This is a genomic window from Pararhizobium antarcticum (assembly GCF_001885585.1).
Lineage (GTDB): Bacteria > Pseudomonadota > Alphaproteobacteria > Rhizobiales > Rhizobiaceae > Pararhizobium > Pararhizobium antarcticum.
Window position 1 is genome coordinate 18,689 of the sequence record NZ_LSRP01000098.1, and the last position, 26,974, is coordinate 45,662.

Genomic DNA, 26,974 nt, shown 5'->3' on the forward strand with positions numbered 1-26,974 from the left:
GCCTAGCCGCAATGCACGAAAGGCTCCATGGCGAAACTTTACGCAGTTTCTCCCTAAATGACAACCAAACTGAATAGTTTTCGCGGGTGCAGAAGGTCCGCGGGGCGATCAACCCTGTCAGACCGGTTGAACCGGGCCGACATTCCGAACGAAATCGTCCTTCCGCTACACGGCGATGATTTCAACGATGACCTGATGCGCGGAGCGTGCGCCGAGGATTATCGCGACGGGCGAGACCTGACCGCCTCAAGTGAGCCTGCCGGGGCAGAAACTCTCCCCGCCGTCGACGACGACATTGCAGGTCTTGTCATGGCCGCCGAGGCGCTGACCAACCCGCCCGACATTTCTTCCCTCGGCCAACTGCTCGGCCGCATTGCGCTGGCGCGGCTGGACCCGCTGCCTGCGCGCCAGATCCTCACAAGGATCAAGGCTGCGACCGGCATTCCGATGGCGATCCTGGAAAAGCAGCTGACGGAACTCGGTCGCCGCGTGAACGCCAGCGGCGATCCGAACGCACGCATTTCCAAACCAGCATGGTTCAACCGCCTGCGTCAGGACATGGCGGGAACACCCGAACGCAACGAGGGCGGTGTCAGAGGAACTTATCTTGAGGCTGGCGTGGCCGTGGCGTAGCTTTCCAAATTGACAAAACCCAGCCCCTTCCGTTATTTCAAAACGTCGCCTGAGATCATCCGGCTCTCCGTGATGATGTACATCCGGTTCCAACTTTCGCTTCGGAACGTGGAGGACCTGTTACACGAACGGGGGATCGACATCTGCCACGAGACGGTGCGGTTCTGGTGGCACCGGTTCGGGCCAATGTTTGCGGCAGAGATCCGAAAGCGGATGATAGCCGGGATGCGGGTCGGGCCGTTGGCTGGTTGTGGATCCCGATGGCGATCATAGGCAAATGGACCCTGTTTGGATATCAGTCGCGCTTGCACCAGATGGGATTCGAAGTTTCAGGCGTTACAATAAATACAATGCCTTACGGCCCAGAGAAGGTTCGACGGCAGTCGCGTTCCCTCCGCCATTTCACCCAAATACCACCCACATCTCGGCTTCATGGCGATTTACCGATCGCGGGCATCGAAAAGCGTTACGCGCCTATCCGTCCCAGCAGTCCGCGCCTGCTCTCTGCTTCGCCAGAAGCGGCCGTCTCCCAACGCTTGCGACCATCGCCGTGCCCTGTGTGCGGAACTTTACGCACCCCTGTGAGTTGTTGTTCTGAAGCATTCAAGGAGCAGCACCATGGCGACCTATACCGACGAACGTGGCGATACCGTGCGAACGGAGGAGACCAACCGCAAGGTGGAGGCGACCGCTGTTGAGGCGCGTCAGGGGCGGCTTGGGCGTCCCGTGCTCTATGTTCTGGTCGGTGGCCTGTTTCTGGCGATGATTGCCTGGGGTGCCGCCGAATTTTTTGGAGAGGCCGTTGACAATGATGCGGCGACCGAAGTGACGCAACCAACAACAGGCACAAGCACGCCGGCCACGCCGGACAACCAGCCAGTGGTCGACAACACTCAGCCCGCAGGCGAAAGCCAGCAGACGGCCCCGGTGGATCGCGATCCGACACCGGAAACGGGCACAGGCGGGCAGGGCGCCGCGCCATCCGCCACGCCCTAAGGTATCTATGATGCCCTATAAGAGCATTCAGCAGCGGCCCGGCGGCCATTGCCAGCCTAAGTGTCAACGATCCGTCGCCGCTGCTCGCTGCTGTCAATTGCCAATAGAATGCACGTAAGGAGGACGGCATGGCCGGAGGCCAGCCGTCCTTCGGCGTGATGACAGCCCCTCAAATACTTATGTGACGTTGTCGCCAGCAGAAATACTGGGGTCCCGTCCTGAAGCGGCCGATGCCCCGTGGCGTGCAGGCCGATGGTGGCGCTTGGCGTGAGCGACATCGCTGGACAGAGCCGGTGCGCAGCGCCCAGCTGGTCAAACCTCTATCGGTCCTTCACATTTTTCAATCGATTGGCGCTTTCCGCTGCATCCTGTTGCCTCGCACCGAGGGCTGGCCATGCGGGGGAGCGGCCCGTCTCAGCCTGGGCTGATAGAGCTGATCGTGCCGTTGCGCAGACAAGAAGCAACCCTGCACACGTCGCCACCGAGGCGCATCCTGCAGCAGGGGGGCCTCGTGGCAGCGGGGATGAACCGATCTGCAATCCTAAATTCGACGAAATGCAGAATGCGATGATCGAGGCGGTAAGCGGATGTCGCTCCCCGTGATGAAGACGCACGACATAACGACACCGGTGACGATCTCGCGTGGCCGCTGGATGATGCGGTGCTGCCCAGCCATCGAAAGAATACAGGGCCGGCGCGCAATTGCGCATCAACCGAGGCGATCGCAGATCTCGTGCCGGAGGGAGGCGATGATCCACTTCGGCACAGGCCGTTGAAGCTGCGTGATTCCATGGCGGTGATTCTGCAATCGATCGGCAACGGCATTGCGTGATTCTGCTGGCCGGCTTGGAACTCAGGCAATGGCCAAAATGCTGCAGTGCATTTTCCTCCCCGCGAATCCCCTGCAGAAGCCCGGTATTGCCGTGGTTTTGCCATGTTATGGCGCGGTCGTGGCAATGCCAGCTTTTGCTAAGATGCCGGGAATAAAGGCTTTTCTTAAGGACTTGTTAAGAACTGGAGGCCCCGCAAGGCGATTTTGTGTCGTTTCAGCAACAGCCCCTGGGGAAGGTCTGCCGAAACCGGACCAACTCGCAAGTTGGTGATTGCGCCACGGGGCTGGTCTTGTATTTTCAAATCCAGAAGCAAGGGCGGTTGATCGTCCGACTTCTTAAGTGTTGGGGATGGGGCAGGGAATGCTGTCCTTCAGCAAAATACCCAGACCCGTTTGAAACTTTTGACTGGAGGTCAGAAATGAACATTAAGAGCCTTCTTCTCGGCTCCGCTGCAGCTCTCGCAGCAGTATCCGGCGCAAACGCAGCTGACGCAATCGTAGCTGCTGAGCCGGAACCAATGGAATACGTTCGCGTTTGCGACGCTTTCGGCACTGGCTACTTCTACATCCCGGGCACGGAAACCTGCCTGAAGATCGGCGGCTACGTTCGTACGCAGATCAACTACGATGAAGACCTGACAGTAAACGGCGCTGACTGGGATGCACGTACACGTGGTTACCTGACGTTCGCTGCCAAGAACGATACCGAATACGGCACGCTCTCGGGCTATATCAACCTTCAGGCTGACGACACCAATGACACCTTCCTTGATGGTGCTTGGATCAACATCGCTGGCTTCGACGTTGGTTACTTCTACAACTGGTGGGACGACATGGGTCTCTCGGGCGAGACTGACGTTTCGGCCGGTAACCTGTCCAACGCGATCCGTTACACCTACGATGGTGGCACGTTCAAGGTTGGTGTTGCAGCTGAAGAGCTGGCCGGTAACGGCACAAACGACGACGTCGGTGTATCCGGCTACGTTGCTGGCAGCATCGGTGGCGTAACTGCTGACCTGGTTGCTTCCTACGACTTCGACGTTGAACAGTTCGCTGTTAAGGGTCGTCTCGTTGCTGAAATCGGCCCGGGCGCTCTCGGCATCCTCGGCGTTTACGCCGATGGCGCAAACTTCTTCTGGGACGTTTCGGAGTGGTCGGTTGCTGCTGAATACAAGATTCAGGCAACAGAGAAGTTCTTCATCACCCCGGCTGCACAGTACTTCGGTGACTTCGCATTCGTTGACGGCAACGATGCTTGGAAGGTTGGCGTAACTGCCGGCTACCAGATCACAGAAGGCCTGCGTACGCTCGCCACCGTTAACTATCTCGACGTTGATAACGTTGCTGATGGCGAATGGACCGGCTTCGTCCGTCTGCAGCGCGACTTCTAATCTGATCTGACATCTGTCAGTGAAGGAAAGCCCGGCTTTTGAGCCGGGCTTTTTCCGTTTGGCTGACTGCTTGCGAAAATCATGCTGGTTGATGGTTTGCCGGCTGGGGAACTGGCGAAACGCGGATGTGTAATCAAGCCTAAAGACCTTATTTTATTGTCGCGATGAAGCGTGCAATCTGGTCGCAAAGCGGTTGCAGATGCAGGATCGGTGCGTGACCCTGGCCAGGCGCCGTCACGCCGGTCATCGTGGGGTGTCGCCGCTGCATCTCTTCGAATGTCGCGCGGGACAGGATATTGGAGTGCTCGCCGCGGATCACCATCGCCGGTATTGTTTTCAGCCCGTCGAACAACGCCCAGAGATCCGGGACAGGATTGTTTTCATCCAGCGCATTCAGCGGCTCGACCAGGGCTGGATCGAAATCAGGCACGAACTGACCGTCTCTTTCCCGATACAACGCCTTGGCCATGTCCAACCAGTCCGCATCGGTGAGGGCCGGGAACGCTGCCGCGTGCACAGTCTTCAGCCGCTCCGATGCCGCCGCAAAGGACGGCAGGGCCGGCGCCGCAGCCAGATATGTCCGGATATGAAGCAATCCCTCCATCTCCACAACGGGACCGATATCGTTGAGAATGACGGCCGCCAGAATATACGGCTTCATCGCCGACAGGAGATGCAGGATGAGCCCGCCGCGCGACGTCCCGATGAAGATCGCCCGTTCTATTTCGAGGGTGGCGCAGACGGCGAGCACGTCGCCGGCTTCGATCGGCAACTGGTAGCGGCTCTTGTCACTGTCCCAGTCTGACTGGCCCCGGCCGCGATAATCGAGACAGATCACCCTGCGGGGCGGGTGCTCCGGTGTGTCATCCGACGAAAGCGCCAAGGCCAGACTGTGAAAATCCCGACTGTTGCGGCTCAGGCCGGGCAGGCAAAACACTGGCAAAAGGTCGCTGGTGCGCGATAGCTCTTTGCCATATTCGCGCATGTAGAGCGTCAATCCGTCCGCACTCTGGATATAATGTTCGGTAAAGCCCGTCTCGTCGTTCCGCATCCATCGCTCCCTTGTCTTCCCGGACGAGCATAGCGATTTCATCGGCAAGCGCGATGATTTTGCAGCGGGGCAGGTGGCTTGATGCCGATCAAGCCTTAACGGCCGAGGCGCAGGTCGTGCACGATATCGGTCTTCTGGCCCAGGCGTGACTTGTAGACCTGGTAGTTTTCCATCACCCGCTGGACATAATTGCGCGTCTCGACAAAGGGAATGCGCTCGATCCAGTCGACGACCTCGTCGATCGATTTGCCGCGAGGGTCGCCGTACCGACCGATCCAGTCGGGAACGCGGCGCGGACCGGCATTGTAGGCGATGAAGGTCAGAATATAGGATCCGCCGAATGTATCGATCTGTTCACCGAGATAATGCGCGCCGAGCGTCGCGTTATAAGCGCTATCTGTTGTCAGGCGCTCCTGCGAATAGGCAAGACCATGCCGTCCCGCGACACCTTTTGCCGTTCCCGGCAGGATCTGCAGCAGCCCACGGGCGTTTGCCGGCGAGATAGCCGCCGGATTGAACGCGCTTTCCTGTCGCGCGATCGCGTAGGCAAGGGCCTTGCCAGCGCCGGCAATGTCCGCGCTGGCGGGAATGACGCCGACCGGAAAGGCCAGTGCCGCCACATCGATGCCGCGGCCGAAGGCGAGCTTGCCGATCTGCAGCGACAACTGATGTCCGCGGCTCTTTTCCGCCCGCGAGGCCAGTATCGCAAGTTCGCCCGGACTGGTCAGGTCTTCGGCCAGCGCCCGGTAAAGGCTGTCGGCACGCCAGCCATGGCCCGCTGCCTCAAGCCTTGCAATCGCCCGAACAGCTTCGCGGTTGTCGAAATTTGTGCGGTCACTGGCGCTCGGCGACGGATAGGCGACGTTGAGCGCCGTCTGTCCCAGCCTAGCAGCCGCGAGCTGGCCATAATAGGTGCCGGAAAAGGCCGCAGCCTTTGTGAAGAAATCCGCGCTTTTTCCCGGGCCACCCCCTTCGGCGGCACGGCCGAGCCAGTACCAGGCGCGTGACACGGAGATCGGCCGGTTGGAGGCCTTGAGGATGCGCTGGAAATGCGCAGCAGCAGTTTTCGGATCCTTCAAGCCGCGAAGCGCATACCAGCCGGCATGGAATTCCGCATCGACAATGTCTGCAGCATCGGTTGCCACATGATTGGCAACGATCCGGTAGGCCGTGCGATAGTCGCCCCGATCGGCAAGGCCGCGGCTGACGACTCGCTGTTCGACCCACCATTCGCCCGTGTCGATCAGGGCGGCTCTGTCGGACGGCAACGTAGCCAAAAGCCGGGCGGCGTCCTCGTATCTGTCCTGTTTGCGCAGGTTCTCGATGCGGATGAACAGAAAGGCTGGATCGTTTTTCCAAGACGGATCAACGGCTGCGATCAGCGCGCCTGCATTTTTTGCGCCCTTGGCAACGGCGGTCCAGGCGCGATAGAGCGATTGTGCCTTGCCAAGACCACTGAACCGCTCGGCCTGCGCGCCGCGACCGCGATAGAGAAGCATGTCCATGCGCCGTTTGTGCTCTGTTGCTGAGAGGAGCGCGGAGAAATCCGAAAGGATCTTGTCTTCGCGCGCCGTGTCCAGCGTCTCTTTCGACCAGAGATTGGCAATCAGCGTTGTGGCCTCGCCGCTTCTTCCGGTGGCAAGCAGGGCGTGAGCAAGAAGAATCGTCCCTTCCGTCGTTTCCGGCTGGCTTGCCCCAAAAACGGACAGTGTCGTGGTTGCCGATGGATTTTCGCGGGCCAATGCCCGTTCCGAATGGCCGCGCAGCGCGCCGAGACCGGGCCACCCCTTCAATTCTGTCTGCGCTCCGGCAATCTCGCGGGACGGAATGCCTTTCTGCCCGGAAACGGCAATCGCCCAGGTCAGAATGTGCCGGTCGAGCGTATCGGCTGCCATGCTGTTGCGAATCTCGATCGCCAGCGGCGCCTGCCGGTTGGAGAGCGCATCCAGTCCGGCCCTGAGACGGGTGGTGACAGGGCCGGCCATCGGCGCCGTTGCCGACGGGATCGAGCCCGTGACCTCGGCGGATGCGACGCGGTTTGACGTTGGCGTGGTCTGCGAAGGAGCGACACTCTGCGATTGTGCGACACGTAGGTCGGGCTTAGCCCGCGACTTCGCCGGTTCAAGCGCCCATGCCGCCAGAACCGGCAGGACCAAAGCCGTCAGCCCCAGCAATAGGGGGACGTTGAGAGACCTTTTTTGACGCATGACGTGCCCTATGATCGTCCTTGATCCATCTCATTTGCCGCCGGACTTCCGAACCAAACATGACCAGAACCGGTTAATTTTATCAAAATACGTCCGGACTGCAGGTCAGGTTCCGGTTGTCGCCATGATTGTCCCCCATATAGTCGCGAAATGCTTTTTTGTGAGGGGCGCGTCATCAGATGCCGCGATACAGTGCTTGCCGCCGCCACATCACGCGATTATGGTGCGCCAGTTTTCTAACCATATAATGCGGCCAAAGCGTGGGTTGGTTCAAGCTTCCCGCGGGCTATCAGGAGTCGTGCATGTTCAAGGGGTCCATTCCCGCCCTCGTTACCCCGTTCACTGCGACCGGCGCTGTGGACGAGGCCGCCTTCGTTTCGCATGTCGAGTGGCAGATCGCCGAGGGCAGCCACGGCCTCGTGCCGGTCGGCACCACAGGTGAATCGCCAACCTTGTCGCATGTCGAACACAAACGGGTCGTGGAACTGTGCATCGAAACGGCGGCTGGGCGTGTTCCGGTCATTGCCGGTGCAGGCTCCAACAATACGCGCGAAGCGATCGAGCTGGCGCAGCATGCCGAAAAGGCAGGCGCGGATGCGATTCTCGTCGTCACGCCCTATTACAACAAGCCGACGCAGAAGGGTCTTTTTGCGCATTATGCGGCGATCGCCGAAAGCGTCAAACTGCCGATCGTGATCTACAATATTCCAGGCCGTTCCGTCGTCGATATGAGCGTCGAAACCATGGCGGCACTGCACAAGGCGTTTCCGTCGATCCTCGGCGTCAAGGATGCGACCGGCAGGATCGAACGTGTCTCCGAACAGCGCATGGCCTGCGGGCCTGATTTCGTCCAGCTCTCCGGTGAAGATGCGACGGCGCTTGGCTTCAATGCCCATGGCGGCGTCGGTTGCATCTCGGTCACGGCCAATGTCGCGCCCCGGCTGTGCGCCGAATTCCAGGCGGCGACGCTGGCGGGTGATTATGCCAAGGCACTGGAGTATCAGGATAAACTGATGCCCCTGCACAAGGCGATCTTCATGGAGCCGGGGCTGTGCGGGGCAAAGTTCGCGCTCAGCCGCCTGCGCCAGATGAGCCGCGCCGTGCGCTCGCCGCTGTTGCCGACGCTGGAGCCGGCAACCGAATCGGCCATCGACGCGGCGCTGCGCCATGCGGGGCTGATGAACTGATGGCACCCAAAGGCAGCCAGCGTGTGGTCAAAAAGATTGTCGCGGAAAACCGGAAGGCCCGCTTCAACTACGAGATCATGGATACCTACGAGGCCGGTCTGGTGTTGACCGGCACCGAGGTCAAATCGCTGCGCGAAGGCAAGGCCAATATCGCTGAGTCCTATGCGACCGATGAGGGCGGCGAGATGTGGCTGATCAATTCCTATCTGCCCGAATATCTGCAGGCAAACCGCTTCAACCACGAGCCGCGGCGTCGCCGAAAATTGCTCCTGTCGAAGCGGGAGGCGCACCGGCTCCAGAGTGCGATCAATCGCGACGGCATGACGCTCATCCCGCTGAAGATCTATTTCAATGATCAGGGCAGGGCAAAGCTCGAGCTGGCGCTTGGCAAGGGCAAGAAACTGCATGACAAGCGTGAGTCCGAGAAGGAACGCGACTGGAACAGGCAGAAAAGCCGAATCATGAAAGATAATCGCTGATCATAAGATCGATGTCTGCCATGACCAAAAATGGCGCCGGGCTCATCGCCACGGCGCCATTTTTGGTTGTTTCTACAACCGGCCTTGCATATCGCCTTCAGACGTCGTTGTCTGTCTGGGCGGGATCTGCCATGCGAGGTGCGCGTTCCGATGGGTCGCGACCGACCTCTGCCTTCAGGCTGATCAAGTCGATAAAGTGATCGGCCTGGCGCCGTAGATCGTCTGCGATCATCGGCGGCTGTGTGGCCATGGTGGATACCACGGAGACCTTGCGTCCGCGCCGTTGCAGCGCCTCGACCAGTGTCGTGAAGTCGCCGTCGCCGGAAAAGATGACCAGATGATCGACTGTTTCTGACTGCTCCATCGCATCGATGGCCAGTTCGATATCCATGTTTCCTTTGATTTTCCGGCGGCCGAGGGAATCCGTAAATTCCTTGGCCGGTTTCGTCACGACCTTGTAGCCATTGTAATCGAGCCAGTCGATCAGCGGCCGAATGGACGAGTATTCCTGGTCTTCGATCAGCGCCGTGTAATAATAGGCGCGCAGTAGATAGCCACGCTTCTGGAAGGCCTTGAGCAGCTTGCGATAATCGATGTCGAAACCAAGGCTTTTGGACGCGGCATAGAGATTGGCACCGTCAATAAAGAGCGCGATCTTTTCGCGAGGGTCAAACATTGCTCTATCCTTTTTCTTATCTCAATGTTTTCTCACTCAATCCTAACGTGCATCTGGAGTGAAGGCACATAAGCAATTCGATTACATTAAGAGTTCTTCATATAGCGGTTTAAGCGAGCCTCTGTCTGCTCTAGTCGAAGCGAATAACTGTTGATAGAGCTATTTTTAGCAGTCCGTAGTCAAAAAATCTTCAAAAGGTCAATTTTCTGTCTTTTCCTTGATTTTTATACAACGCGCCTTTGATCGAGACGAAGTCTGCTGTCCTCGACATTCCATTGTGCATTGCAACGAAACCGTGTCGTGAAAACCTCGCCGCGCTTGCGTTGATTCTACGGAAACAACAGCGGACTGCGGATAACTTTCGGTGCAATGCAGGAAAAACTTGAATTTCTTTGCTTTTGATTGTATCGCGCAGTTTAATTCCGGAAATGGGAGCCGCGCATACCGTCTGCAGACGGCTGGAGCCGGCTTCGATTTTATAATCAGCGCAGCGATGGGCGTTTCAGAACGATCCATGCTGCTGCGCTCTTGAGCCGCAAAGGACAGGCAATGGCCCGCGTCACCGTTGAAGATTGCATCGACAAGGTCGATAACCGTTTCGAACTCGTGCTGCTTGCAAGCCATCGTGCGCGGCTGATCTCGCAGGGCGCTGCGATCACCATCGATCGCGACAACGACAAGAACCCGGTCGTTGCGCTGCGCGAGATTGCCGACGAGACCTTGTCGCCGGGCGATCTGAAAGAAGACCTGATCCATTCGCTGCAGAAGCATGTCGAAGTCGACGAACCGGAACACGATCCGGCATCGCTGGCCACCGGTGGCAGCGCCTCGGTCTTTTCGGACACCGGCAATGACGACGACGATCAGCCGGAACCTGTCACCTTCGATCGCATGTCGGAAGAAGAGCTGTTGGCCGGTATCGAAGGCCTGGTTCCGCCGGAAAAAAGCGACGATTATTGAGACTGACGGGCTTTCGGGCCCGGCCGGTTTCCGATAGTGTTTGCAACGCGGTGCGCCACTCCTATGATTGGCGCACCTTTTCATTTTTACGGTTGTTGTGCCCAGGAGCCGCTCACGGATGATGCGCCAGTACGAACTCGTTGAGCGGGTTCAAAAATACAAGCCCGATGTGAACGAGGCCCTCCTGAACAAGGCCTATGTTTACGCCATGCAGAAGCATGGTCAGCAGAAGCGGGCAAGCGGCGATCCGTATATTTCCCATCCCCTCGAAGTCGCGGCCATTCTCACGGAAATGCACCTCGACGAATCGACGATCGCGGTCGCGCTGCTGCACGATACGATCGAGGACACGACGGCAACGCGCGCCGAGATCGACGATCTCTTCGGCGAGGACATCGGTGCGCTGGTCGAGGGCCTGACCAAGATCAAGAAACTCGATCTTGTGTCCAAGAAGGCCAAGCAGGCCGAGAACCTGCGCAAGCTGTTGCTAGCCATTTCCGATGATGTGCGCGTGCTTCTGGTGAAGCTCGCCGACCGCCTGCACAATATGCGCACGCTGGATCATATGTCGGCGGAAAAGCGGGCCCGCATTTCCGAGGAAACAATGGATATCTATGCGCCGCTGGCCGGCCGCATGGGTATGCAGGACATGCGCGAGGAACTCGAGAACCTCTCCTTTCGCCACACCAATCCGGAGGCTTTCGAGACCGTTACCCAGCGTCTCGATGAGCTTTCCACGCGCAACGAAGGTCTGATCACCAAGATCGAGGACGAACTGGTCGAACTGCTGAAGGCCAATGGTCTGCCCGATCCTGTGGTCAAGGGGCGGCAGAAGAAGCCCTATTCGGTCTTCAAGAAGATGCAGTCGAAGTCCCTGTCCTTCGAGCAGCTTTCGGACGTCTGGGGCTTTCGCATCCTGGTCGAGGATATCCCGGCCTGCTACCGCGCGCTCGGCATTGTCCACACGCGCTGGCGGGTGGTCCCGGGCCGGTTCAAGGATTACATCTCGACGCCGAAACAGAACGACTACCAGTCGATCCATACGACGATCGTTGGCCCCTCGCGCCAGCGCATCGAACTGCAGATCCGCACCCGGAGCATGCATGACGTTGCCGAATATGGCATTGCTGCGCACACGCTCTACAAGGACGGCGAGGAGGTCTCCGGCGAGGTCAAGCTCTCGCCGAAGTCGAATGCCTATTCCTGGCTGCGGCGCACGATCGAATCGCTGGCCGAAGGCGACAATCCGGAAGAGTTCCTGGAGCACACCAAGCTCGAGCTGTTTCAGGACCAGGTTTTCTGCTTCACGCCGAAGGGGCAGTTGATCGCCCTGCCTCGGGGCGCGACCCCCATCGACTTTGCCTATGCGGTCCACACCAATATCGGCGATACCTGCGTCGGCGCCAAGATCAACGGCCGCATCATGCCGCTCGTCACCCGTCTCAACAATGGCGACGAGGTCGAGATCGTCCGTTCGGGCATCCAGGTGCCGCCGCCGGCCTGGGAGGAAATCGTCGTCACCGGCAAGGCGCGCTCGGCCATCCGCCGCGCCACCCGGGCTGCCATCCGCAAGCAATATTCCGGCCTTGGCTATCGCATTCTCGAGCGCACCTTCGAGCGCGCCGGAAAGCAGTTTTCCCGCGATGCGATGAAGCCGGTCCTGCACCGTCTGGGGCAGAAGGATATCGAGGACGCGATTGCCGCGGTCGGTCGCGGTGAATTGTCGTCACTCGATGTGCTGCGTGCCGTCTTTCCCGATCATCAGGATGATCGCGTCACCGTCAAGCCCAGCTATGACGAGGGCTGGTTCAACATGACGAGTGCCGCCGGCGTGGTGTTCAAGTTGCCGGGCAAGCCCGGGCCGACCACGGACCTCCTGGAAGGAGAGGGGCCGGAAGCGCTGCCGATCCGCGGCCTCTCCGGCAATGCCCAGGTCCATTTCAGCCCGTCCGGGGCCGTTCCCGGCGACCGGATCGTCGGCATCATGGAACAGGACAAGGGGATTACCATTTATCCGATCCAGTCGTCGACCTTGCAGAAGTTCGACGATGAGCCAGAGCGGTGGATCGATATTCGCTGGGATCTCGACGAAGCCAACAATACGCGTTTCATGGCCCGCGTTTTGATCAACGCGTTGAACGAACCGGGCACGCTGGCGGAAATCGCCCAGGCTATCGCCACCAGCGATATCAACATCCGAACGTTGACCATGGGGCGGGTGGCGGCCGATTTCAGCGAGTTCCAGCTGGATCTCGAAGTCTGGGACCTTAGGCAGCTCAACCATATGATCACGCAGATCCGCGAATTGCCGAGCGTTTCCACCGTCACGCGTGTCTATGCCTGATGCGTTTTGGCGCCGTTTACACCTGCGGCGCCAAAACGGCGCCGCCTTGTTTTCGTCACAAAGCACCAGAATGCTGCGCCGTGTCCCGGCATCTGCATCGAAAATAGGCAGGTGTGATGGCGAAATTGTGTAGGCCATGCATGCTGTGCATGGCTGCCCGTGATTTGTAGCTCTGGTGGAAAAGCCGCTTCTAAACTATCTTCTGTCTCGGGAGGTAAACGAAAGAGGTTTACCATGTTTACGCAGTTGAAGAAAATGACCCGCGCTCTCCGGATTCCTTCGGTCGAAGATCGGGAAATGAACTATCTGAACGGCTCGCTTGATCGCATCGATCTCGAATACCGTCAGCGCCAGGTCGATCGCGGCCTGTTCCGCAAGGGCTTCTAATCCGTCCTATACCTGTCCGGCCGCCTGTGCGCAGGCAGCCGGGACCTATGCAGAAAACGTATGCCAGATGCCGCGCCTGTGCATGATGCGCAGGCCCAGCGATCCCGGGGTGTATAGCGTTTCCGATGGCGGGATGCCGTCTGCCGGAACGTAAGTGTTGCGGCAAAGCAGGTCTTGCGGCTAAAATGCCGACACGTGCAGCTTTTCCATTGAATGGCGCTGCCAGGATCGTTTATCAAACACCATGTTGTTCAGACGCACAAAGCCTGCGACGCTCGCGCAGAAGATCCGCGAATTCCTGTGGCCCCGGAAGGGGTTTTCCCGCGGGTTGCGCTATATGACGATGCGGGTCCTGCGCCTTTCATCGTCGCCGCATTCGATCGCGGTCGGCGTTGCGGCCGGCGCGGCTTCGTCAGCGACCCCGTTTATCGGTTTTCACATTCTCATTGCCCTCGCCGTCGCCTATCTGCTCTCGGGAAACCTGATCGCAGCCGGCATCGCCACGGCGCTTGCCAATCCGCTGACCATTCCGTTCATCCTTGCAGCGACCTATGAGCTTGGCATGGTGATAACCGGGCAGCCTGCCGACGCGATGGTTGGCCATGAAATCCTCCATATGCTGAAAAACCTCGAATTTTCCCATCTCTGGGGGCCTGTCCTGAAGCCTGTGTTGATCGGTTCCGTACCGGCTGCGGGCATCGCGGCCATCGTGTTTTACGCGGTGTCACTTTTTGCGGCGCGGCTTTTCCAGAGCCGGCGCAGGATCAGGCTCGGGGCAAGCGCAGTCCGTTCGGCGCTTGCAACCGATGGTGCGTCCGGTCTGAAAGACCTGGCACCTTGAAAGATCCGGCATCCCTACCGATTTGTCACCTGGGCCCGTTTGAAATTTGCCAAGCCGCCATGTTCTGGTCTGGTCCTGCGATCACCCAGAGCCCAGAGCCTGCCGGAAGACCGATGTGAGAGACGAGACCCCATGATCATCGGTATCGGCAGCGACCTCATCGACATCAGGCGGATTGCAAGTTCGCTCGATCGTTTCGGCGAGCGCTTCAGTCATCGCTGTTTTACCGACATCGAGATCCGAAAGTCGGAAGGGCGAAAAAACCGGGCGGAATCCTACGCCAAGCGCTTTGCCGCCAAGGAAGCCTGTTCGAAGGCGCTGGGCACCGGTCTTGCTCAGGGCGTCTTCTGGAAGGATATGGGCGTGGTCAATCTGCCCGGCGGCAAGCCGACCATGGAATTGACCGGTGGCGCGCTGGAACGGCTTCAGGCCATGACCCCGGCCGGTCATCAGACGATCATTCACCTGACGATCACCGATGATTTTCCGCTGGCCCAGGCCTTTGTCATTATCGAAGCGCTGCCCGTTGCCCCGGATGGAGGAAGCGTTTAGAGCATGTTTCACTGAAGCGTACCGTGTTTCCTTGAAAATACGGGGCCGGAAGAGTTGTTCTTTGCCGTCTCCGGCTTTATTGCAGGGAAAATTCCGGACGGAACAGAAACCAACGATGAATGTTCCGGTATGCGCCCCTGATGGCGCCGACGGTGTCCACAAAAGGAAGTATGCAGCGTGGCTGAAAAGAGTGAAACGACCCAGAGCGGCCTTTGGGAAAATGTTAAAGTCATCATTCAGGCGCTCTTGCTTGCGGTCGTCATCCGCACTGTCTTCTTCCAGCCCTTTACCATCCCGTCGGGTTCGATGATGCCAACGCTGCTCGTTGGCGACTACATCTTCGTCAACAAGTTCTCCTACGGTTATTCGAAGTATTCGCTGCCGTTTTCGCCGGATCTGTTCAGCGGGCGCATCTTCGCAAGCGAGCCTGAGCGTGGCGATATCGTGGTCTTCCGCTTCCCGCCGAACCCCGACATCGATTACATCAAGCGCCTGGTCGGCTTGCCCGGCGACAAGGTGCAGGTGCGCAACAGCGTTCTTTACATCAACGACAAGGAAGTTCAGCGCGTTGCCGATGGCGTCTTCCGCGCCGACGACCAGTACGATACCGGCGCCGATGTGCCTGTGTATCGCGAGACGCTGGAGAACGGCGTCAGCTTCGACACGCTCGACCAGTTCCCGGATTCGCGTGGCGACAACACCCGCGAATTTATCGTCCCGGAAGGCCATTATTTCATGATGGGCGACAACCGCGATAATTCGGCCGATAGCCGGTTCGATGTCGGCTTCGTGCCTGCGGAAAATCTCGTCGGGCGCGCATCGATGATCTTCTTCTCGCTCGGCAACGACACCTCGTTCCGCGAAATCTGGAAATGGCCGTCCAACCTGCGCTATGATCGCCTGCTCAAGGGGGTCGAATGAGCAAGGGACGTTTGCTGAGCGCAGAGGACCGGGAACGGCTCGAGGCTGCGATCGGCTACACCTTTGTCCAGAAGGAACGGCTCGACCGGGCGCTGACCCATTCCAGCGCCCGCAATGCCAAGGGCTCGAACTACGAGCGGCTGGAATTTCTCGGCGACCGCGTGCTCGGCCTGTGCATTGCCGAACTCCTGTTCCAGACCTTCAGGGATGCCGACGAGGGCGAACTGTCGGTGCGGCTGAACCAGCTTGTCAGCGCCGAAAGCTGTGCTGTCGTCGCCGACGACATGGCGCTGCACCTGTTCATTCGCACCGGCGCCGACGTCAAGAAACTCACCGGAAAACACATGATGAATGTGCGAGCCGATGTGGTAGAGTCGCTGATTGCCGCCGTCTATATCGATGGCGGGCTCGAAGCGGCACGCGGCTTTATCCTGCGCCACTGGTCGGCGCGCGCGACCCGGGCCGATGGCGCCCGCCGCGATGCCAAGACCGAATTGCAGGAATGGGCGCATTCGAAATACGGCGTCACGCCGAACTATCGCATCGATGACCGCTCCGGCCCGGATCATGATCCGCGCTTTACGGTGACAGTCGAGATCAAGGGCGTTGCGCCCGAAACGGGAATGGACCGCTCCAAGCGCGCCGCCGAGCAGGTGGCCGCAACGAAAATGCTGGAGCGTGAAGGTGTGTGGCAGAAAGTCTCTGCCGGAAATTGACGGAACATATGACCGAAAACGAAATAGATGCAGCAGCACCGGAAAGTGCTGAAACCCACTCCGGCTTCGTGGCGATGATCGGTGCGACCAATGCCGGCAAATCGACGCTGGTCAACAAGCTCGTCGGCGCCAAGGTGTCGATCGTCAGCCACAAGGTGCAGACGACACGCGCCATCGTGCGCGGCATCGCCATTCACGGCAAGGCCCAGATCGTCTTCATGGACACGCCCGGCATCTTCAAGCCGCGCCGCCGGCTGGACCGGGCCATGGTCACGACCGCCTGGGGCGGCGCCAAGGATGCCGATATCATCATGCTTTTGATCGACAGCGAGCGCGGCCTGAAGGGGGATGCCGAAACCATCCTCGAAGGCCTGAAGGAAGTGCCGCAGCGCAAGATCCTCGTGCTCAACAAGATCGACCAAGTGTCACGCGAAAATCTCCTGAAGCTCGCCGCCGCCGCCAATGAATATGTCGAATTCGAGCAGACCTTCATGATCTCCGCGCTCACCGGCTCCGGCTGCGAGGACGTGCTCGACTACCTCTCGACCGAATTGCCCGAAGGCCCCTGGTACTATCCGGAGGATCAGATTTCCGATCTGCCGATGCGCCAGCTCGCCGCCGAAATCACCCGCGAAAAGCTCTTCCTGCGGCTGCACCAGGAGCTTCCCTACTCGTCCCATGTCGAGACGGAAAAATGGGAAGAGCGCAAGGACGGCTCGGTGCGCATCGAGCAGGTCATCTATGTCGAACGCGACAGCCAGAAGAAGATCGCCCTCGGCAAGAACGGCGACGCGATCAAGGCGATCTCCATGGCCTCGCGCAAGGAACTGTCCGAAATCCTCGAGCAGCCCGTGCATCTCTTCCTGTTCATCAAGGTCCGCGAGAACTGGGGCGACGACCCCGAGCGCTTCCGCGAAATGGGCCTCGAATATCCGAAGTAAGAGCGATCCCGATCGCTACAAACCATCAAGAGGCGCCCTGAACGGGCGCCTTGCCTTTTGTGGCAATGGTTTTTGTCCGCAAGATCAAACGCAGCGGCGCGCATCTCGGGATTGTTTGCGAAATTCCCTACCGCGTTTACGCCGTTGGGGAAATCCAGACCTGGAGAGGTCCAAGATCGGACAAACCGGTTTCCCGTAAGGCGTCGTCCGCCGACCAGCAGACGATTGGCCGTCTCCGCGAAACCGAATTCGCTGCCTGCAGGGCCCCTGTTTGAACAAGCGAACGATCGTCTTGAGAAAACCAGTTTGAAATCCCGAGTGACGGACCCGAATCGAAGGAAATGAAGCCCGCTTCGATGGCGTCGTCTCCCCCTTTGAACCAAAAGCTTATCCTGTGGTCCAACAACAGGTTTTCGGTGAAAATGCGATCCTCTCCACCGCCCCAGGCCTTCTCCCATGATCGCAAATGCTCTGGCGAACGGATGATGTTCCAGTCGGTCGGTTCGGCATTCGCTGCCAGCGTTCCGCCGTACCAACTGCCGGATTGAATCCGCTCAAATCCCAGGTCGGAAAGGTTAAGCTCGCAAAAACTGTCCTTGATGCCCCAGCGTTTGGATTGGTTGGCTATCGCAACCTCGCCGATGAGCGTTTCTATTTCGTCTTGAACACCAATCTGTCGGCTTATGATGTTCGGATAAAACGGTGGCGACGCACCTCGATTGACCCACGCGTCCCTTGATGTTGTCTCGCGCGATCCATGGGCGGTGCAGACCGCGCTGCACCAGCCAATATTGTCTTCAATGGCAAGACGAAGAAGGGGGGCAACTTTGCTCATGCGCGATGCTTGTCCCGATATCGACCGTCGCAAAATTCTCAACCTGGCCAATGATCGTACAAGCTGTTTTACCGTCCGGCAATCTGCGGGTTTTGCCCTAACGGACCGTGCACGATGTTCGATAACTAAACTTGCGGCAACGCTGCTGTTTCGAAATCCCAGTGCTTCAAGGATCGCGGGCGGAACAGACTTCGGATCGGCCGAAGTCGGTCCACTGCTTGGCCTCGTCAGGCTCACAGGTTCTTGATATCGACCCGCTGCGCGAGTTTTTCCGCTTCCTCGCGGCGCTCGCTGTAACGATCGTTCAGATAGGCCGAGGCGTCGCGGGTCAGAAGCGTGAATTTCACCAGTTCCTCCATCACATCGACCACACGATCATAATAGGCGGAGGGCTTCATGCGGCCATCTGCGTCGAATTCCTGATAGGCCTTGGCGACGGAGGACTGGTTGGGAATGGTGATCATCCGCATCCAGCGCCCGAGAATGCGCATCTGGTTGACCGCATTGAAGCTTTGCGAACCGCCGGACACCTGCATGACGGCGAGCGTTCGTCCCTGCGTCGGGCGGATCGAACCGACGGCGAGCGGGATCCAGTCGATCTGTGATTTCATGACGCCGGTCATGGCGCCGTGACGCTCCGGGCTCACCCAGACCTGCCCCTCGGACCATTGGGACAGGTCGCGCAACTCTTTCACCTTCGGATGGTTTGCCGGCGCTGCATCCGGCAGAGGCAGCCCGTCCGGATCGAAAATACGCACCTCGGCGCCGAAATGCGTGAGCAAAAGGGCAGCCTCCCGCGCCAGGAACCGGCTGTAGGAAACCGTTCGCAATGAGCCGTAGAGAACGAGAATGCGCGGCTTGTGTGTCGAAAAGGCAGGGCGCAGTGCGTCGAGATCGGGCGCTTGAAGGTGGTTGAGATCAGCGGCGGGAAGGTCAGGCAAAACAATGGTCCTCCAAAGGTGGAATTTTCACGGATCCCCGTTGGATCCTCTGCGGATAGCCAGGATCGTACCCCGGTGGCGATGGTCCGGGCGTGCCGGATGGTGAGGGCTCTCCACACACCAGCGGCACTTACAGTTGCCGGTCAAAAAAGGGAACACGCGCGAGAAAGCCACGGCGATAGTCTTTGTGTCCATATGTCTGTATATATCGACATATTGCTCGTATCAAGATGTTTCTTGTTTGGTTTCCAGTCGTGTTTTTTCGAACAGTCTGTCGCGCCCTGGCAATCTTGCCGCCTCGCGTCCCGCATGAGACCACTCGGATGCAAGGGCAGGGCAGGACCGGGTCTGGGACTGCACAGACGCAGGAGAGATGACGATGCCGCAACTGGTCGATGGGAAATGGGAAAAGGGCGATGTTGCCGCGAGCGAAATGAAGCAGGGCGCCTTCCATCGCGAGCAGACGAGTTTCCGCAACTGGATCACGGTCGATGGCGGGCCCGGCCCGGACGGGCAGGCGGGTCTTGCCGCCGAGGCCGGGCGCTACCAGCTGTTTGTCGCCTATATCTGCCCCTGGGCCTCGCGCACGCTGATGATGCGCAATCTCAAGGGTCTCCAGAATGTGATTTCGCTCTCGGTGTCGGTGCCCGAACTCGGCGAGGACGGCTGGACCTATGCCGAGCCGCAGGATGCCGGCCCGACGATCGCGCCGATCCGCCATCAGCATGAACTCTATACAGCCTCCGATAGACACTACACCGGCAAGGTTTCGGTTCCGGCTCTGTGGGATCGCAAGGAAGGACGGATCGTCAACAACGAATCCTCGGATATTCTGCGCATATTCAACACGGCCTTCAACCACCTGACCGGCAACCGCCTCGATTTCTCCCCGCCAGCCCTGCGCGCTGAAATCGATCGCTGGAACGCGCCGATCTACGACCGGATCAACAACGGTGTCTACCGGGCCGGCTTTGCCAGGACGCAAGGTGCCTATGACAGCGCGGTCGCCGATCTGTTCGAAACGCTCGATACGGTCGAGGCGCATCTGCAGGACAACCGCTATATCGCCGGCAGCCATTTCACCGAGGCGGATATCCGGCTGTTCGTCACGTTGATCCGCTTCGATGCCGCCTATCACGGCGCGTTCAAGTGCAATCTCCGCCGGCTGGAGGATTATCCGGCGCTCTCGGCCTATACCCGGGAAATCTACCAGTGGCCCGGCATCCGCGAGACGGTGCGGATCGAACACATCAAGCGCGGTTATTATTCGATCGCCCACATCAACCCCACCGGCATCGTGCCATCAGGTCCGTTGCTCGATTTCGACCGGCCGCATGGCCGCGCGCGGCTTTCCGGCAAGGGCGTGACGATCGCCTGAGGGCCGCGCGCGAAAGGACAGCAATGATCTCCTGTGGATGCCGGACGGGCGGGCATGCGCCTTTACTTGGCCTTCATGGCATGTGCACCTATGGTCCACGCCCGACCAGAATCAGCACACGGAAATGCCATGTCCAACCCGTCCAAGCACATCCCGTCGAAATCGATAGCGCTTCTTATTGCCAGGGAGATCAACGCGACCCCTGCGCAGGCGACCTCGGCGATCGAGCTTCTGGACGAGGGCGCGACCGTGCCCTTCATCGCCCGCTACCGCAAGGAAGTCACCGGCGGGCTGGACGACACGCAGCTGCGCACGCTCGCCGAGCGGCTGGTCTACCTGCGCGAACTGGAGGCGCGCCGCCTTGCGATTCTCGATTCGATCCGCAGCCAGGACAAGCTGACGACCGAACTCGAGGGCAAGATCGCGGCGGTGACGACCAAGGCCGAGCTTGAGGACATCTATCTGCCCTACAAGCCGAAGCGCCGGACAAAGGCCGAAATCGCCCGTGAACGCGGTCTGGGCCCGCTTGCCGAAGCCATCATGGCCGATCGCACCCTTGCACCTGCCGACCGCGCCGCAGCCTATGTGGTGGGTGAGGTCACGGACGTGAAGATGGCGCTGGAAGGCGCCCGCGATATCATTGCCGAAGGTTTTACCGAAAATGCCGATCTGCTTGGCCGCCTGCGCACCCATATGCGCAGCGTTGCCATGTTGCGCGCGCGCGTGGTTGACGGAAAACAGGCAGCCGGCGCCAAGTTCTCCGACTATTTTGACCACACCGAACGATGGTCGACCGTGCCGGGCCACCGGGCGCTTGCCATGCTGCGCGGCTGGAACGAGGAATTCCTCTCCGTCGACATCACCGTCGATCTCGACGACACAGGGCCGATGAAACCGGTCGAGCGGACCATCGCCGCCGCCTACCACGTCGGCGGTACGCTGCCGGGCGACAAGTGGCTGATGGAGATGATCGGCTGGACGTGGCGCGTCAAGCTTTCCCTGTCGCTGTCGCTCGACCTGATGCGCGAAATGCGCGAGCGGGCCGAGGAAGAAGCAATCCACGTCTTTGCCCGCAACCTCAAGGATCTGCTGCTTGCCGCCCCCGCCGGTTCGCGCGCCACGATGGGGCTGGACCCGGGCATCCGCACCGGCGTCAAGGTGGCGATCGTCGATGGCACCGGCAAGCTTCTGGAGACGACAACGGTCTATCCCTTCCCGCCGAAGAACGACATTCGCGGCACGCAGGCCGAACTGGCAAGTCTGGTGCGCAAACACCGGATCGAGCTGATTGCCATCGGCAACGGCACCGGCAGCCGCGAGACCGAACGGCTCGTCGCCGACATGCTCACGCAATTGCCGGCCGGCCCGAAACCCACCAAGGTCATCGTCTCGGAAGCCGGAGCCTCGGTCTATTCCGCTTCGCAGGCCGCGGCCGACGAATTCCCCGGCCTCGACGTGTCGCTGCGCGGCGCTGTCTCGATCGCCCGCCGGCTGCAGGATCCGCTGGCGGAACTCGTCAAGATCGAGCCGAAATCGATCGGCGTCGGACAGTACCAGCATGACGTTGATCAAGCCCGTCTCGGCCGCTCGCTCGAGGCCGTGGTCGAGGATGCGGTGAATGCGGTCGGTGTCGATCTGAACACCGCGTCGGCGCCGCTTCTGGCGCGTGTCTCGGGCCTCGGCAAGTCATCTGCGGAGGCGATCGTTGCCCATCGCGATGCGACGGGCCGTTTCGAGAGCCGCAAGGACCTGATGAAGGTGCCGCGGCTCGGTGCCCGCACCTTCGAGCAATGCGCCGGCTTCCTGCGCATCACCGGTGGCAAGGAGCCGCTTGATGCCTCGTCCGTGCATCCGGAAGCCTATGGTGTCGCCAAGAAGATCGTTGCCGCCTGCGGCCGGGACCTGCGCGCCATCATGGGCGACAGCGCCGCCTTGAAACAGCTGGATCCGCGCAGCTTTGTCGACGAGCGTTTCGGCCTGCCGACCGTCAAGGACATCCTCGCCGAACTGGAAAAGCCGGGCCGCGACCCGCGCCCGAGTTTCAAGACCGCGACCTTTGCCGACGGCATTGACGACATCAAGGACCTGAAACCCGGCATGCTGCTCGAAGGCACGGTGACAAACGTTGCTGCCTTCGGCGCATTCGTCGATATCGGCGTGCATCAGGATGGCCTCGTGCACGTCTCGCAGCTGGCCGACCGTTTCGTCAAGGATCCGCATGAGGTGGTCAAGGCCGGCGATGTCGTCAAGGTGCGGGTCACAGAGGTGGACGTGCCGCGCAAGCGCATCGCCCTCACCATGCGCAAGGACGGTGGCGCAGAGTCAGCTCCCCGTGAGTCAAGGAACGAACCCCGCGTCAGCAATCAGCCGCGACAGGGGCGTGTACCCCAGCCAAAACCTGAAGCCCCCTCGCAGGGCGCCTTTGGCGCGGCACTGGCCGAGGCGATGAAGCGGAAATAGGCCGGCGCGCGCAGCCGTTTATAGTGGCGGCTGCGCGGCGGGATCAGTCCGGCCGACCGATGCTGGTATAGGTGAACCCGTGTTTGGTCACATCGTCCTTGCGGTAGATGTTTCTGAGGTCGACCAGCACCGGGCTTTTCATGACGGCCTTCAGGCGGTCGAAGTCGAGCGCCCGGAACTGGTTCCATTCGGTGACGATGACAAGCGCGTCGGCGCCATCCGCCGCCTCATAGGGGCCGGATGCAAAGATGAGGTTGGCGATGACGTGCCCGGCATTGTCCATGCCCTCTGGATCATAGCCCCTCACCGTCGCGCCGGCGTCCTGCAGGGCCTGGATCACGGCGATGGCCGGGCTGTCGCGCATGTCGTCGGTGTTGGGCTTGAAGGTCAGTCCGAGCACGGCGATCGTCTTGCCGCGCACGTCGCCGCCGGCTGCCGCAATCACCTTGCGGCCCATGGCGCGCTTGCGGTTGTCGTTTACGGAGACCACGGTCTCGATCAGGCGGACAGGGCTGTCATGGTCCTGCGCCGTCTTGACAAGCGCCAGCGTATCCTTGGGGAAGCAGGAGCCGCCATAACCGGGGCCTGCATGCAGGAATTTCGAGCCGATGCGGCCGTCGAGACCGATGCCGCGGGCGACCTCTTGCACATTGGCGCCCACCTTTTCACAAAGGTCGGCCATCTCGTTGATGAAGGTGATCTTCATGGCAAGAAAGGCATTGCCGGCATATTTGATCAGTTCGGAGGTACGGCGGGTGGTAAACAGAAGCGGCGACTGGTTGAGATAGAGCGGGCGGTAAACCTCGGTCATCACCTCGCGGGCGCGCTCGTCGTCGATGCCGATGACGATGCGGTCGGGCCGCTTAAAGTCGTCGATGGCAGCGCCTTCGCGCAAAAATTCCGGATTGGAAACGACGGCGATATCGGCGTCCGGATTGGTTTCGCGCATGATCCGCTCGACCTCGTCGCCGGTGCCGACAGGAACGGTCGACTTGGTGACAATGACGGTGAAGCCGCTGATATGGGCAGCAATCTCGCGAGCGGCGTCATAGACATAGGAGAGGTCGGCATGGCCGTCGCCGCGTCGCGACGGGGTGCCGACGGCGATGAAGATCACTTCGCTGTCCGGAACACATTTGGCAAGATCGGTGGAGAAGCTCAGGCGGCCGGAGGCGGCATTGGCGGCGACAAGCTGTTGCAGGCCCGGCTCGAAGATCGGGATGCGCCCGGCGCGCAACGCCTCGATCTTGTTTTCGTCCTTGTCCAGGCAGATGACGTCATGGCCAAAATCAGCAAAACAAACGCCTGAAACCAGGCCAACATAGCCCGCACCGATCATCGTGATTTTCATGTCTGAAACCGCTCCAATTTCTGGGAATGTCTCTTAGACGCTAATCTGTGCAGGCAAAAGCCAAGAATCCGGACGTTGGTGAATATATGTCAGGTTGGCGCGCAGATCTGGCACCATGCGCCAGCCGCGCGCGATTGCCCCGCTTGCCGTCTCGGCGTAGAACCTGAACATGCAGTGGACCGATCAGGCAATCATTCTCGGCGTCCGGCGCCATGGCGAGACCTCTGTCGTCGTCGAGGTCATGACACGCCTGCGCGGCCGGCACCTGGGGCTTGTGCGGTCCGGTCGTTCGCGGGCGATGCAGCCGGTGCTGCAGCCCGGAAACGAGGTCGAAGTCACGTGGCGGGCGCGCCTCGACGAGCATCTGGGGGAGTTCCGGATCGAGCCGGTGCGGCTGCGTGCGGCGCGGTTGATGGAGGCGGCGACGTCGGTCTATGGCGTCCAGGCGATGGGTGCCTTGCTGCGGCTGCTGCCGGAGCGCGATCCGCATCCGCATCTCTACGAATCGCTCGATGTCATCCTCGAAAACCTGCACGACCCCCGCGATGCCGGCGAATTGTTCGTGCGGTTCGAGATTGCCGTGCTCAACGATCTCGGCTTCGGGCTCAATCTGGCCGAATGTGCAGCGACCGGCACCAAGGACGACCTGGTCTATGTCTCGCCGAAATCCGGCCGGGCCGTCAGCCGCGATGCCGGCGCCCCCTATGCCGACAGGATGCTGGCTTTGCCTGCCTTCCTGGCTGCCGGCGGCAGCGAGGCGGCAAGCCTCGAAACCTTGGCCCAGGCCTTCCGGCTCACGGACTATTTCCTGCATCGCCATGTCTACGAGCCGCGCGGCATGGCCCCGTCATCTGCCCGCGACGGTTTCGTCCAGGCGGCACTGAAGGCGCTTGCCCGAGCATAGCGGGCGGACATGTACCGAAAGGTACCGCCGCAGCGCAAGCCAGTACCGCCGCAGCGCAAGCCAGCACCTGGCGGTCAACAGCCTGTCATGCTTGCGCCCTAACGTCGCTTCCGCGCCCCATATCTGGTGGCGGTCTCAACCGAAGCGGAGCATCCCATGTCACTCTTGCCTTCCAATTCTTCTCCCGTCATTCGCGATGTCATTGCCGAGCGCGTCTCGCGGCGCACCTTTCTCAAGGCCGCATCCTCGATCGGCGCCATCGCCGCAGGCAGCGGCTTCATCGGCTCGCTCTTTGCCGGCGAGAGCTTTGCCGCCGCTGCGCAATCCAGCCTCGTCTTTACCGAACTGACCCGCGCCTATGGGAAGGACACGGCTGTTGCCGATGGTTACAGTGTCAAGGTGCTGGCCCGGTGGGGTGATGCGCTGAAGGCCGGTCTCGGCGAATTCGATGCCGCGTCGATCACCGCTGCCGAGCAGGAAAGCCGCTTCGGCTACAATTGCGACTACACAGCCTTCATGCCGCTGCCCAAGGGCTCTACCGAATCGACGCGCGGCCTGCTCTGCGTCAACAATGAATACATCTCGCCGAATGTTATGTTCCCCGGCATGACCGAGGACGAAGCCGCCGTGAAGATGACCCGTGAACAGGTCGATCTCGGCATGGCGGCCATGGGCCATTCCATCGTCGAGATCGCCTTTGCCGACGGACGCTGGAGCCTTGTCACAGACAGCCCGCTCAATCGTCGCCTGACGCTTGAAACTCCGATGCGCCTGTCCGGTCCGGCCGCCGGCCACGACCTGCTGAAAACCAGCGGCGATCCCGAGGGCCTTGTGGTCAAGGGCACCAACTACAACTGCGGCGGCGGCGTCACCCCCTGGGGCACGGTGCTAACCTGCGAGGAGGGGGCATCAGATACCTTCGGCGGCAAGATCGAGGCCTCGTCCATTGCCAATGTGCTCGAGCGCTACGGCTTCGACGGCTCCGATTTCTACGGCCGGGCCCGTTTCCACGACCGCTTCGATATCAGCAAGGAACCCAACGAACCCAACCGCTTCGACTGGGTCGTCGAGATCGACCCCTATGATCCGCAGTCCGTGCCGGTCAAGCGCACGGCGCTCGGTCGCATGTCGCACGAGGCATCCACCGTTGTGCTCAACAAGGACGGCCGCGTGGTGGTCTACATGGGCGACGATGACTATTTCGAATATGTCTACCGCTTCGTTTCCGCCGGGACCTTTGATCCGGCCAGACCCGAAACCGGCAAGGACCTGCTGGACGAAGGCACCCTGTCGGTCGGCAAGTTCGAAGCCGATGGCAAGCTCACCTGGATGCCGCTTGTGCAGGGGCAGGGGCCGCTGACCGCTGAAAACGGTTTCGCAACCCAGGCCGACGTCCTGATCCGGACGCGACTTGCGGCCGATGCCCTCGGCGCAACGCCGATGGATCGTCCCGAGGACTTCGAGACGAACCCGGTCACTGGCCGCGTCTATGCTGTCATGACGAAGAACAAGAAGCTTGCCGCCGACAAGATCAATCCCGCCAACACGCGGCCGGAAAATCTCTGGGGCCACATTGTCGAACTGATCCCGCCGGGCGGACGCGGAAGCGATGCCGATCATGCGGCCGACGTCTTCGACTGGGATATCTTCGTGCTGGCCGGTAATCCTGCCGATCCCGCCATCAAGGCGAGCTTTCACCCGGAAACATCCGACAGCGGCTGGTTCGTCTGTCCCGACAACATCACCTTCGATCCGCAGGGCCGGCTCTGGGTTGCCACCGACGGTGCCAATGATTTCGGCCTGCCGGATGGCATCTACGGGATCGATACCGAGGGTCCGGCGCGCGGCCTGCCGAAGTTGCTGTTTACCTGCCCCGCTGGCGCCGAGGCAACCGGGCCAATCTTCTCCCCGGATGGCACGACGCTGTTTGTCTCCGTACAGCACCCCGCCGAAGATGCCGAGACACTCGACGAGGCGACAACCCTCTGGCC

Annotated in this window: 23 protein-coding genes and 1 pseudogene; 18 read left to right on the plus strand and 6 right to left on the minus strand. The window is 60.3% G+C overall.

Annotated elements, in window-relative coordinates:
* Nucleotides 1–195 precede the first annotated feature (195 nt).
* From AX760_RS16905 to AX760_RS16920, 4 genes and pseudogenes are all read left to right on the plus strand, one after another.
* Nucleotides 196–633 carry a hypothetical protein gene (locus tag AX760_RS16905; RefSeq protein WP_175552086.1) on the plus strand — a complete coding sequence of 146 codons (438 nt, stop codon included), beginning with the start codon at nucleotides 196–198 and terminating at the stop codon, nucleotides 631–633.
* A gap of 72 nt (nucleotides 634–705) precedes the next feature.
* Nucleotides 706–840 (plus strand): annotated as a pseudogene (locus tag AX760_RS28220) (IS6 family transposase); the annotation flags it as partial.
* Nucleotides 841–1,251: 411 nt separating this feature from the next.
* Nucleotides 1,252–1,629: a hypothetical protein gene (locus tag AX760_RS16915; RefSeq protein ID WP_071834125.1), complete on the plus strand. Its 378-nt coding sequence runs from the start codon at nucleotides 1,252–1,254 to the stop codon at nucleotides 1,627–1,629.
* A 1,251-nt stretch (nucleotides 1,630–2,880) separates the two neighbouring features.
* Nucleotides 2,881–3,852 carry a porin gene (locus AX760_RS16920; protein ID WP_071834132.1) on the plus strand — a complete coding sequence of 324 codons (972 nt, stop codon included), beginning with the start codon at nucleotides 2,881–2,883 and terminating at the stop codon, nucleotides 3,850–3,852.
* Nucleotides 3,853–4,000: 148 nt separating this feature from the next.
* On the opposite strand, the gene AX760_RS16925 is transcribed toward AX760_RS16920, so the two are convergent.
* Together AX760_RS16925 and AX760_RS16930 are read right to left on the minus strand one after the other, a co-directional pair.
* Nucleotides 4,001–4,903: an alpha/beta fold hydrolase gene (locus AX760_RS16925; protein ID WP_071834139.1), complete on the minus strand. Its 903-nt coding sequence runs from the start codon at nucleotides 4,901–4,903 to the stop codon at nucleotides 4,001–4,003.
* A gap of 95 nt (nucleotides 4,904–4,998) precedes the next feature.
* Complete coding sequence (locus AX760_RS16930; protein WP_071834141.1) at nucleotides 4,999–7,110, minus strand: lytic transglycosylase domain-containing protein; 2,112 nt, start codon at nucleotides 7,108–7,110, stop codon at nucleotides 4,999–5,001.
* Nucleotides 7,111–7,412: 302 nt separating this feature from the next.
* Between AX760_RS16930 and dapA the strand changes: the two genes are divergently transcribed.
* Together dapA and smpB are read left to right on the plus strand one after the other, a co-directional pair.
* On the plus strand, nucleotides 7,413–8,297 hold the full coding sequence (dapA, locus tag AX760_RS16935) for a 4-hydroxy-tetrahydrodipicolinate synthase (protein ID WP_071834144.1): 885 nt from the start codon (nucleotides 7,413–7,415) through the stop codon (nucleotides 8,295–8,297).
* Nucleotides 8,297–8,776 carry an SsrA-binding protein SmpB gene (gene smpB / locus AX760_RS16940; protein ID WP_071834148.1) on the plus strand — a complete coding sequence of 160 codons (480 nt, stop codon included), beginning with the start codon at nucleotides 8,297–8,299 and terminating at the stop codon, nucleotides 8,774–8,776. Before dapA ends, smpB begins: the two co-directional genes overlap by 1 nt.
* A gap of 97 nt (nucleotides 8,777–8,873) precedes the next feature.
* Here smpB and AX760_RS16945 read toward each other — a convergent pair whose 3' ends face one another.
* Entirely contained in the window at nucleotides 8,874–9,452 is a 579-nt protein-coding gene (locus AX760_RS16945) for a LabA-like NYN domain-containing protein (protein WP_071834152.1), read from the minus strand.
* A 549-nt stretch (nucleotides 9,453–10,001) separates the two neighbouring features.
* Between AX760_RS16945 and rpoZ the strand changes: the two genes are divergently transcribed.
* The 8 genes from rpoZ to era all read left to right on the plus strand — a co-directional run bounded on the left by rpoZ (nucleotide 10,002) and on the right by era (nucleotide 17,114).
* Entirely contained in the window at nucleotides 10,002–10,412 is a 411-nt protein-coding gene (gene rpoZ / locus AX760_RS16950; protein ID WP_071834156.1) for a DNA-directed RNA polymerase subunit omega, read from the plus strand.
* A 118-nt stretch (nucleotides 10,413–10,530) separates the two neighbouring features.
* The gene (locus tag AX760_RS16955) at nucleotides 10,531–12,756 is read left to right on the plus strand and encodes a RelA/SpoT family protein (protein ID WP_071834157.1); all 2,226 of its coding nucleotides are present in this window, start codon (nucleotides 10,531–10,533) and stop codon (nucleotides 12,754–12,756) included.
* Nucleotides 12,757–12,990: 234 nt separating this feature from the next.
* Nucleotides 12,991–13,143: a DUF3563 domain-containing protein gene (locus AX760_RS16960; protein ID WP_071834161.1), complete on the plus strand. Its 153-nt coding sequence runs from the start codon at nucleotides 12,991–12,993 to the stop codon at nucleotides 13,141–13,143.
* A 244-nt stretch (nucleotides 13,144–13,387) separates the two neighbouring features.
* Complete coding sequence (locus tag AX760_RS16965) at nucleotides 13,388–13,984, plus strand: DUF2062 domain-containing protein (protein WP_071834164.1); 597 nt, start codon at nucleotides 13,388–13,390, stop codon at nucleotides 13,982–13,984.
* A 132-nt stretch (nucleotides 13,985–14,116) separates the two neighbouring features.
* Nucleotides 14,117–14,536 carry a holo-ACP synthase gene (acpS, locus tag AX760_RS16970; protein ID WP_071834166.1) on the plus strand — a complete coding sequence of 140 codons (420 nt, stop codon included), beginning with the start codon at nucleotides 14,117–14,119 and terminating at the stop codon, nucleotides 14,534–14,536.
* A 177-nt stretch (nucleotides 14,537–14,713) separates the two neighbouring features.
* Nucleotides 14,714–15,457, plus strand: a complete 744-nt coding sequence (gene lepB / locus AX760_RS16975) for a signal peptidase I (RefSeq protein ID WP_071834170.1) — start codon at nucleotides 14,714–14,716, stop codon at nucleotides 15,455–15,457.
* Nucleotides 15,454–16,173 (plus strand): ribonuclease III, encoded by a 720-nt coding sequence (gene rnc / locus AX760_RS16980; protein ID WP_071834173.1) that lies wholly within the window; start codon nucleotides 15,454–15,456, stop codon nucleotides 16,171–16,173. Before lepB ends, rnc begins: the two co-directional genes overlap by 4 nt.
* 8 nt (nucleotides 16,174–16,181) lie before the next feature.
* Nucleotides 16,182–17,114 carry a GTPase Era gene (gene era / locus AX760_RS16985; RefSeq protein WP_071834178.1) on the plus strand — a complete coding sequence of 311 codons (933 nt, stop codon included), beginning with the start codon at nucleotides 16,182–16,184 and terminating at the stop codon, nucleotides 17,112–17,114.
* 136 nt (nucleotides 17,115–17,250) lie between these two features.
* Here the strand turns inward: era and AX760_RS16990 are convergent, their stop codons facing one another.
* Both AX760_RS16990 and arsH read right to left on the minus strand, forming a co-directional pair.
* The gene (locus tag AX760_RS16990; protein WP_071834179.1) at nucleotides 17,251–17,949 is read right to left on the minus strand and encodes a hypothetical protein; all 699 of its coding nucleotides are present in this window, start codon (nucleotides 17,947–17,949) and stop codon (nucleotides 17,251–17,253) included.
* Between the two features lie 233 nt (nucleotides 17,950–18,182).
* Entirely contained in the window at nucleotides 18,183–18,890 is a 708-nt protein-coding gene (gene arsH / locus AX760_RS16995) for an arsenical resistance protein ArsH (RefSeq protein ID WP_071834180.1), read from the minus strand.
* Nucleotides 18,891–19,269: 379 nt separating this feature from the next.
* Here arsH and AX760_RS17000 point away from each other — a divergent pair, with 379 nt between their 5' ends.
* The gene (locus tag AX760_RS17000) at nucleotides 19,270–20,268 is read left to right on the plus strand and encodes a glutathione S-transferase family protein (RefSeq protein ID WP_071834186.1); all 999 of its coding nucleotides are present in this window, start codon (nucleotides 19,270–19,272) and stop codon (nucleotides 20,266–20,268) included.
* 129 nt (nucleotides 20,269–20,397) lie between these two features.
* Nucleotides 20,398–22,728 (plus strand): Tex family protein, encoded by a 2,331-nt coding sequence (locus AX760_RS17005; protein WP_071834182.1) that lies wholly within the window; start codon nucleotides 20,398–20,400, stop codon nucleotides 22,726–22,728.
* A gap of 43 nt (nucleotides 22,729–22,771) precedes the next feature.
* On the opposite strand, the gene AX760_RS17010 is transcribed toward AX760_RS17005, so the two are convergent.
* A complete protein-coding gene (locus AX760_RS17010) occupies nucleotides 22,772–24,079 on the minus strand; it encodes a UDP-glucose dehydrogenase family protein (protein WP_071834183.1) in 1,308 nt (435 codons plus the stop codon).
* A 169-nt stretch (nucleotides 24,080–24,248) separates the two neighbouring features.
* Between AX760_RS17010 and recO the strand changes: the two genes are divergently transcribed.
* Nucleotides 24,249–24,983: a DNA repair protein RecO gene (gene recO, locus AX760_RS17015; RefSeq protein WP_071834184.1), complete on the plus strand. Its 735-nt coding sequence runs from the start codon at nucleotides 24,249–24,251 to the stop codon at nucleotides 24,981–24,983.
* A 156-nt stretch (nucleotides 24,984–25,139) separates the two neighbouring features.
* Nucleotides 25,140–26,974 (plus strand): PhoX family protein (locus AX760_RS17020; RefSeq protein WP_071834185.1); only part of this gene is annotated, 1,835 nt, incomplete at its 3' end.

Excerpts from the sequence above, each read along its gene's own strand:
- AX760_RS17000 (WP_071834186.1), top strand. The coding sequence starts at position 19,270 with ATGCCGCAACTGGTCGATGGGAAATGGGAAAAGGGCGATGTTGCCGCG.
- AX760_RS16920 (WP_071834132.1), top strand. The coding sequence starts at position 2,881 with ATGAACATTAAGAGCCTTCTTCTCGGCTCCGCTGCAGCTCTCGCAGCA.
- AX760_RS17005 (WP_071834182.1), top strand. The coding sequence starts at position 20,398 with ATGTCCAACCCGTCCAAGCACATCCCGTCGAAATCGATAGCGCTTCTT.
- smpB (WP_071834148.1), top strand. The coding sequence starts at position 8,297 with ATGGCACCCAAAGGCAGCCAGCGTGTGGTCAAAAAGATTGTCGCGGAA.
- AX760_RS16945 (WP_071834152.1), bottom strand. The coding sequence starts at position 9,452 with ATGTTTGACCCTCGCGAAAAGATCGCGCTCTTTATTGACGGTGCCAAT.
- rnc (WP_071834173.1), top strand. The coding sequence starts at position 15,454 with ATGAGCAAGGGACGTTTGCTGAGCGCAGAGGACCGGGAACGGCTCGAG.
- era (WP_071834178.1), top strand. The coding sequence starts at position 16,182 with ATGACCGAAAACGAAATAGATGCAGCAGCACCGGAAAGTGCTGAAACC.
- rpoZ (WP_071834156.1), top strand. The coding sequence starts at position 10,002 with ATGGCCCGCGTCACCGTTGAAGATTGCATCGACAAGGTCGATAACCGT.
- AX760_RS16925 (WP_071834139.1), bottom strand. The coding sequence starts at position 4,903 with ATGCGGAACGACGAGACGGGCTTTACCGAACATTATATCCAGAGTGCG.
- AX760_RS16990 (WP_071834179.1), bottom strand. The coding sequence starts at position 17,949 with ATGAGCAAAGTTGCCCCCCTTCTTCGTCTTGCCATTGAAGACAATATT.
- AX760_RS16960 (WP_071834161.1), top strand. The coding sequence starts at position 12,991 with ATGTTTACGCAGTTGAAGAAAATGACCCGCGCTCTCCGGATTCCTTCG.
- AX760_RS16955 (WP_071834157.1), top strand. The coding sequence starts at position 10,531 with ATGATGCGCCAGTACGAACTCGTTGAGCGGGTTCAAAAATACAAGCCC.
- AX760_RS16930 (WP_071834141.1), bottom strand. The coding sequence starts at position 7,110 with ATGCGTCAAAAAAGGTCTCTCAACGTCCCCCTATTGCTGGGGCTGACG.
- AX760_RS17010 (WP_071834183.1), bottom strand. The coding sequence starts at position 24,079 with ATGAAAATCACGATGATCGGTGCGGGCTATGTTGGCCTGGTTTCAGGC.
- acpS (WP_071834166.1), top strand. The coding sequence starts at position 14,117 with ATGATCATCGGTATCGGCAGCGACCTCATCGACATCAGGCGGATTGCA.
- recO (WP_071834184.1), top strand. The coding sequence starts at position 24,249 with ATGCAGTGGACCGATCAGGCAATCATTCTCGGCGTCCGGCGCCATGGC.
- AX760_RS16905 (WP_175552086.1), top strand. The coding sequence starts at position 196 with ATGCGCGGAGCGTGCGCCGAGGATTATCGCGACGGGCGAGACCTGACC.
- dapA (WP_071834144.1), top strand. The coding sequence starts at position 7,413 with ATGTTCAAGGGGTCCATTCCCGCCCTCGTTACCCCGTTCACTGCGACC.
- AX760_RS16965 (WP_071834164.1), top strand. The coding sequence starts at position 13,388 with ATGTTGTTCAGACGCACAAAGCCTGCGACGCTCGCGCAGAAGATCCGC.
- AX760_RS16915 (WP_071834125.1), top strand. The coding sequence starts at position 1,252 with ATGGCGACCTATACCGACGAACGTGGCGATACCGTGCGAACGGAGGAG.